Consider the following 14,065-nt stretch of genomic DNA (forward strand, 5'->3'; position numbering starts at 1 on the left):
CGCCTCCCGTGCGCGGCCTCGCCGCGGCCGCTCGCGCGGTTCCCCGCGCCCCCAGGTTGCGTCCCCCCTCCCCCTTCACGAAGACGAGGTATGTCATGCACGCGTCCCGCCCCAGCAGAAGAGCCGTCCTGGCCGGGACCGCGGCCGCCGCCGCGCTCACCACCGTCCCGACCCTGCCCGGGCGCGCGCACGCCGCCGTCCCCGCCGCAGGCGGTGCCTACCGCTGGCGCAACGTCGTCCAGGGCGGCACCGGATTCATCACGGGCGTGCTGTTCCACCCCGCCGTCCGCGGTCTCGCCTACGCCCGTACCGACATCGGCGGTGCCTACCGCTGGGAGGACCGGACCGGCCGGTGGGTGCCGCTCGTCGACCACATCGGCTGGGACGACTGGAACCTGCTGGGCGTGGAGGCCATGGCCGTCGACCCGGCCCGTCCCAACCGGCTGTACCTGGCCCTCGGCACGTACACCCAGCCGTGGGCCGGCAACGGGGCCGTGCTGCGCTCCGACGACCGCGGAGCGACCTGGCGGCGCACCGACCTCTCCGTGAAGCTCGGGGCCAACGAGGACGGACGCGGGTGCGGTGAGCGGCTGCTCGTCGACCCGCGCGACAGCGACACGCTGTGGCTCGGGACCCGGCACGACGGGCTGCTCAGGTCGGCCGACCGGGGGGCCACCTGGCAGCCGGTGAGCTTCCCGGCCGCCCCGAGCGCCACCGGGCAGGGCATCACGCTCCTGGTCGCGGCCGGCCGCACCGTCTACGCCGGATGGGGCGACTCCGACGGCACCACCGCGAACCTGTACCGCACCGCCGACGGCACCACCTGGGAGGCCGTCCCCGGGCAGCCCGCGGGCAAGGCCGCCAAGGTGCCGGTCCGCGCCGCGTACGACCGGCACACGCGCGAGCTGTACGTCACCTACGCCGACGGCCCGGGCCCCAACGGCCAGTCCGACGGCAGCGTGCACAAGCTGCGCACCACCAACGGCAAGTGGACCGAGGTCACGCCCGTGAAACCCGGCGGCACCACGAGCGACGGCGGGACCGACTCCTTCGGCTACGGCGGGGTCGCCGTCGACGCCCGCCGCCCCGGCACGCTCGTCGTCTCCACCAACAACCGCTGGACCGAGATCGACACCGTGTTCCGCTCCACCGACGGCGGCCGCACCTGGACCTCCCTGAAGGACACGGCCGTCCTCGACGTCTCCGAGACGCCGTACCTCAAGTGGGGCGGCGACAAGCCCAAGTTCGGCTGGTGGATCCAGGCCCTCGCCCTCGACCCGTACGACTCGAAACACGTCGTCTACGGCACCGGCGCCACCCTGTACGGCACCCGCGACCTCACGCACTGGGCCCCGCAGATCCGCGGCCTGGAGGAGGCCTCCGTCCGCCAGCTCCTCTCGCCCCCGGCCGGCGAGGCGCACCTGCTCAGCGGGTCCGGGGATATCGGCGTCATGTACCACGAGCGCCTGACGGCGTCGCCCTCGCGCGGCATGGCGTCGAACCCGGTGTTCGGCACGTCGACCGGCCTGTCGCTGGCCGCGGCCAAGCCGTCGTACGTGGTCCGGGCGGGCTGGGGCGACCACGGCAACGGGGCCTGGTCGACCGACGGGGGCAAAACCTGGGCCCCGTTCGCGTCCCAGCCCGCCCCGGCCAGGAGCGCGCCCGGGCCGATCGCCGCCAACGCCGACGGCAGCGTGCTGCTGTGGTCCTTCGGCGCGGACAACCCCGGCTTCCGCTCGGCGGACAACGGCGCCACCTGGTCCGAGGTGGCCTCCTTCCCCCGGGGCGCCGCCCCGGTCGCCGGCCCCGCCGACCCGCGGCGCTTCTACGCCTTCGACATCACCACCGGCACGCTGTTCGCCAGCACCGACGGCGGCCGCACCTTCACCGCCCGGGCCGACGGCCTGAGCTCCGGCGACAGCGAGTTCCAGCTCGTCGCAGCCCCGGGCCGCTCCGGCGACCTCTGGCTCAGCCTGAAGTGGAACGGGCTGTACCGCTCCACCGACGGGGGCGCGAGCTTCCGCAAGGTCACCAGCTGCTGGGCGTCGTACACCCTCGGCTTCGGCAAGGCCGCCGAGGGCGCCTCCTACCCGGCGCTCTACATGGTGGGCGCCACCGAGAGCGTCACGGCCGTGTACCGCTCGGACGACGAGGCGAGCACCTGGGTCCGCGTCAACGACGACCGGCACCAGTGGGGCTGGATCGGCGCCGCCATCACCGGCGACCCGCGGGTGTACGGCCGGGTCTACGTCGCCACCAACGGGCGCGGCGTCCAGTACGGGGAGCCCGCCTGATGCCCGACCTCGGTGACGCGACCAGGGGCCGGTTGCTCTTCGGCGGCGACTACAACCCGGAGCAGTGGCCGCGGGAGACCTGGCACGAGGACGTCCGGCTGATGAAGGCCGCCGGCGTCAACTCCGTCACCCTCGGGGTGTTCTCCTGGTCGACGCTGGAACCGGAGCCCGGCGCACGGGAGTTCGGCCCGTTGGACACCCTGATGGACCTGATGCACGACCACGGCGTCGGCGTCGTGCTCGCCACCCCCACGGCCTCGCCCCCGCCCTGGATGGGCCGGCTGCACCCCGACACCCTGCCCGTCACCGAGGACGGCCGCACCGAGTGGTGGGGCGGACGGCAGCACTTCTCGCACTCCAGCGCCACCTACCGGCGCTACGCCGCCGCCATCACCGAGGACCTGGCCGCCCGCTACGCGGGCCACCCGGCCCTGACCATGTGGCACATCAACAACGAGTACTGCACCTACGACTACGGCGACGAGGCCGCGGCTGCCTTCCGGCGCTGGCTGCGTGAGAAGTACCGCACGCTGGACGCCCTCAACGAGGCCTGGGGCACCGCCTTCTGGAGCCAGGGCTACGACACCTGGGACGGCATCCTGCCGCCCCGCCAGCCGCACTACCTGCGCAACCCCGGCCAGGTCCTGGACTTCCGGCGGTTCACCTCCGACATGCTCCTGGAGTGCTTCACCGCCGAGCGGGACATCGTCCGCCGCCACACCCCGCACATCCCGGTCACCACCAACTTCATGCCGCTGTGGTCCGGGCAGGACGGCTGGCGCTGGGCCGCGGAGGAGGACGTCGTCTCCGTCGACCTCTACCCCGACCCGCGCGACCCGCTCGGCGCGCAGAGCGGCGCCCTCGTCCAGGACCTGACCCGCTCCCAGGCACGCGGGCCCTGGATGCTCATGGAGCAGGCGGCCGGGCCGGTCAACTGGCGGGGCGTGAACCACCCCAAGCCCCGGGGCCTGAACCGGCTGTGGTCCCTGCAGGCCGTGGCCCGGGGCGCCGACGCCGTCTGCTACTTCCAGTGGCGGCAGTCCCGGCAGGGCGCCGAGAAGTTCCACTCCGGCATGGTCAGCCACGCGGGGGAGGACGGCCGGACCTACCAGGAGGTCAAGCGGCTCGGCGCCGACCTCGCGCGGATCGCCCCCGAGGTGACCGGCCGGCCCGTCACCGCGCCCATCGCCGTCCTGCACGACTGGGACGCCTGGTGGGCCGGGGCCCACGACGGCCGCCTGTCGAGCCGGGTGGAGTACCCGGACGTGCTGCGCGCCTGGCACCGGGCCCTGTGGCAGGCGCACCTGGCCACCGACTTCGCCCATCCCGGGCACGACCTGACGCCGTACGCGATGGTCGTCGTGCCGCAGCTGTACGCGCTCACCGACACCTCGATCGGCAACCTCCTCGCCTACGTGCGCCGGGGCGGCACCCTGGTGTGCGGGTTCCACACCGGCGTCGCCGACGAGGACGACCGGGTCCGCCCCGGCGGCATGGACGCCCGGCTGCGGGAGCTGTTCGGCATCCGCACGCTGCACGAGTGGTGGCCGCTGGACGAGGGGGAGACCGTCGCCTGCCAGGGCTTCCACGGCACCCTGTGGTCCGAGGAGCTGGAAGGCGACGGCACCGCCGACGAGACCGTGCCCTACCAGGGCGGTGAACTCGACGGACTGCCCGCCGTCCTGCGCAAGGGCCGGGCCTGGTACCTTTCCACGCTCCCGGAGCCCGGGGCGCTGCGCGACCTGCTGGCCCGGGTCGCAGAGGGCGCGGGCATCCGGCCGGTGCTCGACGGACTGCCCGGGCAGGTGGAAGCCGTGCGCCGGGGAGAGGTGCTGTTCGTGCTCAACCACAGCCGCGAACCGGTCACCGTGGAGGTGCCCGGAACCCACCGTGACCTGCTGACCGGCACCGACGTGACCGGCCGTGTCACGCTCGGCCGCTACGGGGCGGCGGTGCTGAGGCCATGACCGACTCCGCCCCCGTCCACGGCACCTGGGAGCCACGGCCGGCCGGCCGCTGGGAGGACGCCTTCCTCAGCGGCAACGGCCACCACGGTGCTCTTGTGTTCGGCGACCCGAACGCCGAGCGGGTCGTCGTCACGCATCACACCCTGGTGCGGCCCAACGGCCGGGATCCCCGGCCGCCGCGGCTCGCCGCCGCCCTCGCCGCCGTGCAGGACCGCCTCCTGGCGGGCGACACCGCCGCCGCCGAGAGCTTCACGGACGGACGCCCGCTGCAATGGGTGCAGCCGTTCCACCCCGCGTTCCAGGTCCGGCTGAACCGGCCGGCCGGCGACCGCCCCGGCTACCGCCGGGACGTCGACTTCACCACCGGCGTGGTGAGCGCGACCTGCGACGGCTGGACCGGGCGGGTGTTCGTCTCCCGGGCGGACGACGTGATCGTCCAGCACGTCACCGGTCCCGACCTGACCCTCGGCATCGACCTGGACCACCGGCTGCCCGGCGCCCCCGCCGGACTGGGCGTCGGCCACGGAGCCGTCCTCACCCCCGAGGGCGCCCTGCTCAGCCTGCGCGCCCGCTACCCGGACAGCGACCTGGCCTGCACCGGCGTCAGCCGGATCACCGTCACCGGCGGAACCACGACCCTGGTGCCCCCGGGCGTGCGCATCGAGGGCGCCCGCTGCGTGCTGATCCTCACCCGGGTGTTCCGGCACACCGACGAACTCGACGTGGTCGCCGAGGGCCGTGCCCTGCGCGACCTGCCCGCCGACCACGGCGAACTCCTCGACCGCCACGTCGCCCTGCACCGCACCGCCTACCAGCGCGTCACGCTCGACCTGCGCGCCGACCCCGCCGAACGCGCCCTGCCGGGCTCCGAGCTGCTCAAGCGGCCGCGCAGCACCGCCCTGCTGGAACGCCTCTTCGCCGCCGGCCGCTACCACCTGCTGAGCGCCAGCGGCCTGTTCCCGCCCCGCCTGACCGGTCTGTGGACCGGCGACTGGAACACCGCCTGGTCGGGCGCCTTCACCCAGGACGCCAACCTCAACCTGCAGACCGCCTCGGCCGCGGCCGCCGCCCTCCCCGAGGTCACCGAGGCCCACGCCCGCCTGGTCCACCGCCACCTGCCCGACTGGCGCGACAACGCCGGCGCGGTCTTCGGCACCCGGGGAGCCGTCGCCCCCGCCCACACCGACGGCGAGTCCGGCCACTCCTACCACTTCGACCGCGAGTACCCGCTGCACCTGTGGACCGCCGGCGCCGACTGGCTGCTCAAGCCGCTCGTCGACCACGACGAGACCCGGGGCGCCCGCGACCCGCGCACCGCCGCCGCCCTCGCCGAAGTCGCCCTCTTCTACGAGGACTTCCTCACCCGCACCGACGAGGAAGGCCACCTCGTCGTCGTCCCGTCCTACTCACCCGAGAACCGCCCCGCCAACGCGAGCTGGGGCACGATCAACGCGGCCATGGACCTCTCCGCGGCCCGCCACGCCCTGCGCACCGCCGCCGCCTACCACCCGGGCACCCCGGACGCGGAGCGCTGGCGCGCCCTCGCCGACCGGCTCCCGCCGCACCGCGTGAACGAGGACGGGGCGCTGGCCGAATGGGCCTGGCCGGGCCTGGCGGACTCCTACGACCACCGTCACCTCAGCCACCTCTACGGGGTCTGGCCGCTGGACGAGATCACCCCCTACGACACCCCCGGCCTCGCGGCAGCCGCCCACCGCGCCCTGGAACTGCGCGGCGCCGAGAACGACTCCGCGCACGGCCACCTGCACCACGCCCTGGTCGCCGCCCGGCTCCGCGACGGCGCCCGCGTCGCCGACGCCCTCGGCCGGGTCCTGGACGGCGACTTCTTCCACGCCTCCCTGATGAGCGCCCACTACCCGGGCCGTGACGTCTACAACGCCGACGCCGCGCACACCCTGCCCGCCGTGCTGATCGAGATGCTCGTGCAGTCCACCCCCGACCGGCTGGTACTGCTCCCCGCGCTCCCGCCGGACCTCCCCGGCGGCGCGCTGCGCGGTGTGCGCACCCGGTTCGGTGCCGGACTGGACCTCACCTGGAGCCGGGACGGCAGCGCCACCGCCGTGCTCCGGCCGAGCCGCAGCACCCGTGTCGAACTCAGGACTTCCTCCGGCGGCGAGCCCCTCGACCTCGTCGCCGGAGAGGACCGCGTCCTCACCGTGAGAGCGCGGTGATCCCCCCGCAGTTCCCCCCACCCATGGAAGGGACACCATGGCACCAACACACACCCTGAGCAGGCTCACCAAGGCCCTGCTGGCGCCGGCCCTCGCGCTCGGCGCCACGGTCGGCCTCGCCTCCGCCCCCGCCTCCGCCGCCGTGTGGAACTCCTGCGACCAGTGGGGCAACACGAGCCTGAACGGCTACACCCTCTACAACAACATCTGGGGCTCCGGCGCCGGCAGCCAATGCGTCTGGGCCAACTCCGGCACCAACTGGGGCGTCTGGGCCAACCACCCCAACACCGGCGGCATCAAGTCCTACCCCAACTCCAAGAAGGTGATCAACAAGTCGATCACCGCCCTGTCCTCGCTCACCAGCAGCTACAACGTCACGGTGCCGTCGTCCGGCGCGTACAACACGTCGTACGACATCTGGGACACCGACTACGACTACGAGATCATGCTCTGGGTCAACTACAACGGTGCCGTCGGACCGCTCGGCACCTCCCAGGGCAGCGTCACCCTCGGCGGCCACACCTGGAACGTCTACAAGGGCAACAACGGGGCCAACGAGGTCTTCTCGTTCCTGCGCACGTCCGACTCCAACTCCGGCAGCGTGAACATCCTGCCGATCCTGAAGTGGATCAAGGACACCAAGAAGTGGATGGGCAACGAGACCATAGGTGACGTGCAGTTCGGCTACGAGATCACCTCCTCGTCCGGCGGCCTGAACTTCACCACCAACAACCTGACGGTCAGCGGCGGCTGACCCGCGGGGCCGGGGCCGACCGTGCCGTCGGGCGCGATCGGTCCCGGTCCGGGGCGGACCGTGCGGCTACTCCGCCACGGGCAGCCGCGCCCCGTCCCGCAGGAACAGCGGGAGCCTGTCCAGCGGGGCGTCGACCGTCACGGTCCGGCCGCCCTCGTACGCCGCGCCCGTCCAGGCGTCCGTCCACACGGCACCGGCCGGCAGGTACGCCGTCCGGGCGGTGGCACCGGCCGTCAGCACCGGGGCGACCAGCAGGTCCGGTCCGAAGAGGTAGGAGTCGTCGACCGACCAGGCGGCCTGGTCGCCCGGGAACTCCAGGAACAGCGGCCGCATCACCGGCAGGCCCTCCTCGTGGGCCGCGCGCATCACGTCCAGCACGTACGGCTTGAGCCGCTCGCGCAGCCGCAGGTACTTCTCGAGAACGGCCCCGGCCTCCTCGCCGTAGGACCACACCTCGTTCGGACCGCCGGTCATCTCCGGGCCCAGCGGCATGCCCGGCTCGCGGAAGCCGTGCAGGCGCATCAGCGGGGACAGCGCGCCGAACTGGAACCAGCGCACCATCACCTCCCGGTAGGCCGGGTCGTCCGGGTCGCCGCCGTGGAAGCCGCCGATGTCGGTGTTCCACCACGGGATGCCCGACAGGGCCGTGTTGAGGCCGGCCGCGATCTGGCGGCGCAGGGTCGGGAAGTCGGTGCCGATGTCGCCGGACCACAGGGCGGCGCCGTAGCGCTGGCTGCCCGCCCACGCCGAGCGGTTCAACGTCACCACCTCGGTCTCGCCGGCGGCGTGCAGGCCTTCGTGGAAGGTGCGGGCGTTCTCGGCCGGGTACATGTTGCCGACCTCCAGGCCCGGCCCCGCCCAGTAGCGCAGGTTCTCCTGGAACCCCGGCTTCAGCTCCGGCTCGCAGGCGTCCAGCCAGAACGCCGTGATCCCGTACGGGTCCAGGTAGTTCTCCTTCACCTTCGACCACACGAACTCCCGCGCCTCGGGATGCCTGGCGTCGTAGAAGGCGACCTGGACCGTGGAGGCGACCTCCTTGTCCGGCCAGTCGGCGTGCGCCATCGGGCCGTACTGGGTGCCGATGAAGTACCCGCGCTGCTCCATCACCGGGTGGTTCTCGCTCAGCGGCGACACCGACGGCCACACGCTCACCACCAGCTGGACGCCGAGCTCCGCCAGCTCCCGCACCATCGCCGCCGGGTCCGGCCACTCCTTCGGGTCGAACTTCCACTCGCCGAGGTGCGTCCAGTGGAAGAAGTCGCAGACGATCGCCGAGAGGGGCAGGCCCCGCCGCTTGTACTCGCGGGCCACCGCCATGAGTTCGTCCTGTGTGCGGTAGCGCAGCTTGCACTGCCAGAATCCGGCCGCCCACTCGGGCAGCATCGGCGTCCGGCCGGTCACCGCGCTGTAGCGGCGCTGCCCGTCGGCCGGGGTGCCCGCGGTGATCCAGTAGTCGATCTGCCGGGCCGAGTCGGCGACCCACCGGGTGCCGTTGTGCGCGAGCTCGACCCGGCCGATCGCCGGGTTGTTCCACAGCAGCGTGTAGCCCCGGCTGGAGGTCAGCACCGGGATTGCGACCTCGGCGTTGCGCTGGACCAGGTCCAGCACCAGGCCCTTCTGGTCGAGACGGCCGTGCTGGTGCTGGCCGAGCCCGTAGAGCTTCTCACCGTCGTACGCGGCGAAGCGCTGCTCCAGACGGTGGTGGCCGTTGCCGACGGCCGTGTAGAGCCGGGGGCCGGGCCACCAGAAGTGGGCGCGGTCCTCGGCGAGGAGCTCGCCGCCGTCCTCGGTGCGCAGGAAGCGGATCAGGCCCTCGGCGTCCACCTCGACGGTGAGCGCGCCGACGGTCAGCCGGCCGCCGCCGTCCTCGATCGTCACCGTCGACGCGGCCGCGGGGGCCGCGTCGAGCAGGGCGCCCGGAAGCCCTTCGAGGACCGGGCCGCCGAGCCGGGCCCGCACCCGGACCGCGTCGGGGCCCCACGGCTCGATCCGGACGGTCTCCTGGCGGCCGCTCCACTCCAGCGCGCCGTCCCGCTCGCGGAACGTGCCGACGGTGGGGGAGGACTGCGCCAGGCTCACCTGGGGCCGGGCTTCAGCAGGCAGATTCACGCGTGCTCCTGTGCTCCTGGAGGAGTGCGGACAGGGGGATGCCCCGGCGGAGGCCGGATGGGAAGAAGGCCGGGGGAAGAGGCGGGGGCCGGGACCGGGGGCCTACGGGTGGCTCGGCGCCGGTCCGCTGCTCGCCCGGACCGTCAGCTCGGGCGCGAGCAGCACCACGTCGTCGCTGCCGCGCCCCTCCAGCTTGGCGACCAGGTGCTCCACGGCGTGCCGGCCCATCTCCTGCGCGGGGATGGCGACCGACGTGAGCCGCACCGAGGCCTGCGTGGCCACCTGGTCGGGGCAGATCGCGACCACCGACACGTCCTCCGGCACGGCCCGGCCCTGCTGCCGCAGCAGGGCGAGCAGCGGCTCGACCGCCGACTCGTTCTGCACGATGAGCCCCGAGGTGCCGGGGCGTTCGTCGAGGATCCGGGCGAGCGTCACCGCCATGGCGTCGTACCCGCCCTCGCAGGGCCGGTGCAGCAGGCGCACGCCCAGCTCCCGCGCGCGGGAACGGAGCCCGTCGAGGGTGCGTTCGGCGAAGCCCGTGTGCCGCTCGTAGACCGCCGGGGCCTCGCCGATGACAGCGATGTCGTGGTGCCCCTGCTTGGCCAGGTGCTCCACGCACAGCGCGCCCGTCGCCCGGAAGTCCAGGTCGACGCAGGTCAGCCCGGCGGTGTCGGCGGGCAGGCCGATCAGCACCGACGGCTGGTCCGTCGCGCGCAGCAACGGCAGCCGCTCGTCGTCGAGTTCGACGTCCATCAGGATCATCCCGTCGGCGAGCCCGCTGCCCGCGACGCGGCGCACCGCGTCGGGCCCCTCCTCGCCGGTGAGCAGCAGCACGTCGTAGCCGTGCGTCCGCGCGGTGGTCGCCACGGCGATGGCGATCTCCATCATCACGGGCACGTACATGTCCGTGCGCAGCGGGATCATCAGCGCGATGATGTTCGACCTGCTGCTCGCCAGGGCGCGCGCCCCGGCGTTCGGGTGGTACCCGAGTTCGCGGATGCTCCGCTCGACCCGCTGCCGGGTGGTCGAGGAGATCGACCGCTTGCCGCTGAGGACATAGCTCACCGTGCTCGCCGAGACTCCGGCGTGCTGGGCGACCTCGGCGAGGGTGACCATCCAGCTCTCCAAGCTTTTCTGTGAAGCGCTTCGACAACGCGCTGTGCTGATGTGAACGGGTGGGGGTGGTCCGACAGTAGCTCCAGCGCGAGTGGGTGTCCATAGGCTGTCGAAGCGCTTCGATACCGATTTCCCGGGCGGGCGCCGGGCTCCGGGAGGCACCTCGATGCAACACCGTCGTCAGGCGCCCGGCAAGGGCCGCGCGCACCGTGTCCCCTTCGGCTGAACGGACGCGCGAGGACTGGTGGGAGCATCCCGTTTCGGGTACCAACGATCCAGTAGCACTGGTCGGTAACGTACAGTCATCACTATTCCTAGATGCGGCGAGGTGACCCTCATGTCCGCTTCCACCACCCCCTCATCCCGTCCCGCCGTCACCGAGCGGGAGGCCCGTGAGGTGGCGGAGGCCGCCCGGGAACAGCACTGGCGCAAGCCCAGCTTCGCCAAGGAGCTGTTCCTCGGCCGCTTCCGGCTCGACCTCATCCATCCCCACCCCGTCCCCGAGGACGAGGCGGCCCAGCGCGGCGAGGAGTTCCTCGCCAAGCTGCGCGACTTCGTCGAGACCAAGGTCGATCCGGCCCTCATCGAACGCGAGGCCCGGATCCCCGACGAGGTGATCGACGGCCTGAAGGAGCTCGGCGCCTTCGGGATGAAGATCGCCACCAGGTACGGCGGCCTCGGTCTCACCCAGGTGTACTACAACAAGGCACTCGCCCTGGCCGGCTCCGCCAGCCCCGCGATCGGCGTGCTGCTCTCCGCGCACCAGTCGATCGGCGTGCCCCAGCCGCTGAAGCTGTTCGGCACCGAGGAGCAGCGCGAGCGCTTCCTGCCGCGCTGCGCCCGCACGGACATCAGCGCCTTCCTGCTCACCGAGCCCGACGTCGGCTCCGACCCGGCCCGCCTGGCCACCACGGCCGTGCCGGACGGGGACGACTACGTCCTGGACGGCGTGAAGCTGTGGACCACCAACGGCGTCGTCGCCGACCTGCTGGTCGTCATGGCCCGGGTGCCGAAGTCCGACGGACACAAGGGCGGCATCACCGCCTTCGTCGTGGAGACCAACTCGCCGGGCGTCACCGTCGAGAACCGCAACGCTTTCATGGGCCTGCGCGGCATCGAGAACGGCGTCACCCGCTTCCACCAGGTCCGCGTCCCGGCCGCCAACCGCGTCGGCGAGGAGGGGCAGGGCCTGAAGATCGCCCTGACCACGCTCAACACCGGACGGCTGTCCCTGCCCGCCTCCTGCGTGGCGGCCGGCAAGTGGTGCCTGAAGATCGCCCGGGAGTGGTCCGCGGCCCGCGAGCAGTGGGGCAAGCCCGTCGCGCACCACGAGGCGGTCGGCTCCAAGATCTCCTTCATCGCGGCGACCACCTTCGCCCTGGAGGCCGTGACGGACCTGGCCTCCCAGATGGCCGACGAGGACCGCAACGACATCCGCATCGAGGGCGCCCTCGCCAAGCTGTACGCCTCCGAGATGGCCTGGACGATGGCCGACGAACTCGTCCAGATCCGCGGCGGCCGCGGCTTCGAGACGGCCGAGTCGCTGCGCGCCCGCGGCGAACGCGGCGTCCCCGCCGAGCAGTTGCTGCGCGACCTGCGCATCAACCGCATCTTCGAGGGCTCGACCGAGATCATGCACCTCCTCATCGCCCGCGAGGCCGTCGACGCCCACCTCGCGGTCGCCGGGGACCTCATCGATCCCGAGAAGTCCCTCGGCGACAAGGCGAAGGCCGGGGCGAACGCGGGCGCCTTCTACGCCAAGTGGCTGCCGAAACTGGTCGCGGGCCCGGGCCAGCTGCCCACCTCCTACGCCGAGTTCAAGCACGGCGTGGACCTGTCCGGGCACCTGCGCTACGTCGAGCGCACCTCCCGCAAGCTGGCCCGCTCCACGTTCTACGCCATGTCCCGCTGGCAGGGCCGCATGGAGTCCAAGCAGGGCTTCCTCGGCCGGATCGTCGACATCGGCGCCGAGCTGTTCGCCATGAGCGCGGCCTGCGTCCGCGCGGAGATGCTGCGCGGCCGGGGCGACCACGGCCGCGAGGCCTACCAGCTCGCCGACGTCTTCTGCCGCCAGGCCCGCATCCGGATCGAAGAACTCTTCACCCGCCTGTGGACCAACACCGACGACCTCGACCGCAAGGTCGTCAAGGGCGTCCTGTCCGGCACCTACGCGTGGCTGGAGCACGGCATCGTCGACCCGTCCGGCGACGGCCCCTGGATCGCCGACGCGACGCCCGGACCGTCCCGGAAGGAGAACGTCCACCGGCCCATCCGGTAGCCCGGCCCCCCGGGGGCGCCAACGTCTGCGGCGCGCGCCCCCGGGAAGGGGACGCGCTGTCCTCAGACACGGGGCTTACGGCAACAATGGAGGGATGAGCGACAGTCCAGCCCCCCTCGCCGATCCGCACCTGGTCTACGACCCCGTCGCGGGCGACGGCCCCAAGGACGTGGTGATCCTCGGCTCCACCGGGTCCATCGGCACCCAGGCCATCGACCTCGTGCTGCGCAACCCCGACCGCTTCCGGGTCACCGGGCTCTCCGCCAACGGCGGCCGGGTCGCCCTCCTCGCCGAGCAGGCCCACCGGCTGCGCGTGCGCACGGTCGCCGTGGCCCGCGAGGACGTCGTCCCGGCCCTGCGCGAGGCGCTTCGCGCGCGGTACGGCACCGGCGAGCCGCTTCCCGAGATCCTCGCCGGCGCGGACGCGGCCACCCGGATCGCCGCCTCCGACTGCCACACGGTCCTGAACGGCATCACCGGCTCCATCGGACTCGCCCCCACCCTCGCCGCCCTGGAGGCGGGCCGCACCCTCGCGCTGGCCAACAAGGAGTCGCTCATCGTGGGCGGCCCGCTGGTCAAGGCCCTCGCCAAACCCGGGCAGATCATCCCGGTCGACTCCGAGCACGCCGCCCTCTTCCAGGCCCTGGCCGCGGGCACCCGCGCCGACGTGCGCAAGCTGGTCGTCACCGCGTCCGGCGGCCCCTTCCGCGGCCGGACCAAGGAGGAGCTGTCCCGCGTCACCGTCGAGGACGCCCTCGCGCACCCCACCTGGGCCATGGGCCCGGTCATCACGATCAACTCCGCCACCCTCGTCAACAAGGGCCTGGAGGTCATCGAGGCGCACCTGCTCTACGACATTCCCTTCGACCGCATTGAGGTCGTCGTGCATCCCCAGTCGTATGTGCACTCGATGGTTGAGTTCACGGATGGATCGACACTGGCCCAGGCGACCCCGCCCGACATGCGCGGGCCCATCGCCATCGGCCTCGGCTGGCCCGAGCGCGTCCCCGACGCCGCCCCCGCCTTCGACTGGAGCAAGGCCTCGACCTGGGAGTTCTTCCCGCTCGACACCGAGGCCTTCCCCTCGGTGAACCTCGCCCGGCACGTCGGCGAGCTCGCGGGCACCGCCCCGGCGGTGTTCAATGCGGCCAACGAGGAGTGCGTCGAAGCGTTCCGCCGGGGCGCACTGCCGTTCAACGGGATCATGGACACCGTCACCCGGGTCGTCGAGGAGCACGGCACCCCGCGTACGGGAACCTCACTCACCGTGTCGGACGTCCTCGAAGCGGAGACCTGGGCGCGGGCCCGGGCCCGGGAACTGGCGGCACAGACGGCGGAGGCCCGTGCATGACGAC

Annotated in this window: 8 protein-coding genes; 6 read left to right on the forward strand and 2 right to left on the reverse strand. The window is 72.8% G+C overall.

Going from position 1 to position 14,065, the window contains the following annotated elements; all coding sequences use genetic code 11:
- Positions 1–95: 95 nt before the first annotated feature.
- Genes AC07DA_RS07180 through AC07DA_RS07195 form a run of 4 tightly spaced genes read left to right on the forward strand, consistent with a single transcriptional unit; the run spans position 96 to position 7,207 of the window.
- A complete protein-coding gene (locus AC07DA_RS07180; RefSeq protein ID WP_479125349.1) occupies positions 96–2,294 on the forward strand; it encodes a 1,4-beta-glucanase in 2,199 nt (732 codons plus the stop codon).
- Positions 2,294–4,261 (forward strand): beta-galactosidase, encoded by a 1,968-nt coding sequence (locus AC07DA_RS07185; RefSeq protein ID WP_479125351.1) that lies wholly within the window; start codon positions 2,294–2,296, stop codon positions 4,259–4,261. The genes AC07DA_RS07180 and AC07DA_RS07185 overlap by 1 nt, the downstream gene beginning before the upstream one ends.
- The gene (locus AC07DA_RS07190) at positions 4,258–6,453 is read left to right on the forward strand and encodes a glycosyl hydrolase family 95 catalytic domain-containing protein (RefSeq protein WP_479125353.1); all 2,196 of its coding nucleotides are present in this window, start codon (positions 4,258–4,260) and stop codon (positions 6,451–6,453) included. Before AC07DA_RS07185 ends, AC07DA_RS07190 begins: the two co-directional genes overlap by 4 nt.
- A gap of 37 nt (positions 6,454–6,490) precedes the next feature.
- Positions 6,491–7,207 (forward strand): glycoside hydrolase family 12 protein, encoded by a 717-nt coding sequence (locus AC07DA_RS07195; protein WP_479125355.1) that lies wholly within the window; start codon positions 6,491–6,493, stop codon positions 7,205–7,207.
- A gap of 66 nt (positions 7,208–7,273) precedes the next feature.
- Here AC07DA_RS07195 and AC07DA_RS07200 read toward each other — a convergent pair whose 3' ends face one another.
- Together AC07DA_RS07200 and AC07DA_RS07205 are read right to left on the reverse strand one after the other, a co-directional pair.
- The gene (locus tag AC07DA_RS07200) at positions 7,274–9,316 is read right to left on the reverse strand and encodes a glycoside hydrolase family 31 protein (RefSeq protein ID WP_479125357.1); all 2,043 of its coding nucleotides are present in this window, start codon (positions 9,314–9,316) and stop codon (positions 7,274–7,276) included.
- 102 nt (positions 9,317–9,418) lie between these two features.
- Positions 9,419–10,432, reverse strand: coding sequence for a LacI family DNA-binding transcriptional regulator (locus AC07DA_RS07205; protein ID WP_479125433.1), 1,014 nt, complete (start codon positions 10,430–10,432; stop codon positions 9,419–9,421).
- Between the two features lie 337 nt (positions 10,433–10,769).
- Here AC07DA_RS07205 and AC07DA_RS07210 point away from each other — a divergent pair, with 337 nt between their 5' ends.
- The gene (locus AC07DA_RS07210; protein WP_479125359.1) at positions 10,770–12,710 is read left to right on the forward strand and encodes an acyl-CoA dehydrogenase family protein; all 1,941 of its coding nucleotides are present in this window, start codon (positions 10,770–10,772) and stop codon (positions 12,708–12,710) included.
- Between the two features lie 94 nt (positions 12,711–12,804).
- The gene (gene dxr / locus AC07DA_RS07215; protein WP_479125361.1) at positions 12,805–14,061 is read left to right on the forward strand and encodes a 1-deoxy-D-xylulose-5-phosphate reductoisomerase; all 1,257 of its coding nucleotides are present in this window, start codon (positions 12,805–12,807) and stop codon (positions 14,059–14,061) included.
- Positions 14,062–14,065 lie beyond the last annotated feature (4 nt).

The organism is Streptomyces sp. NPDC044921 (assembly GCF_056432865.1).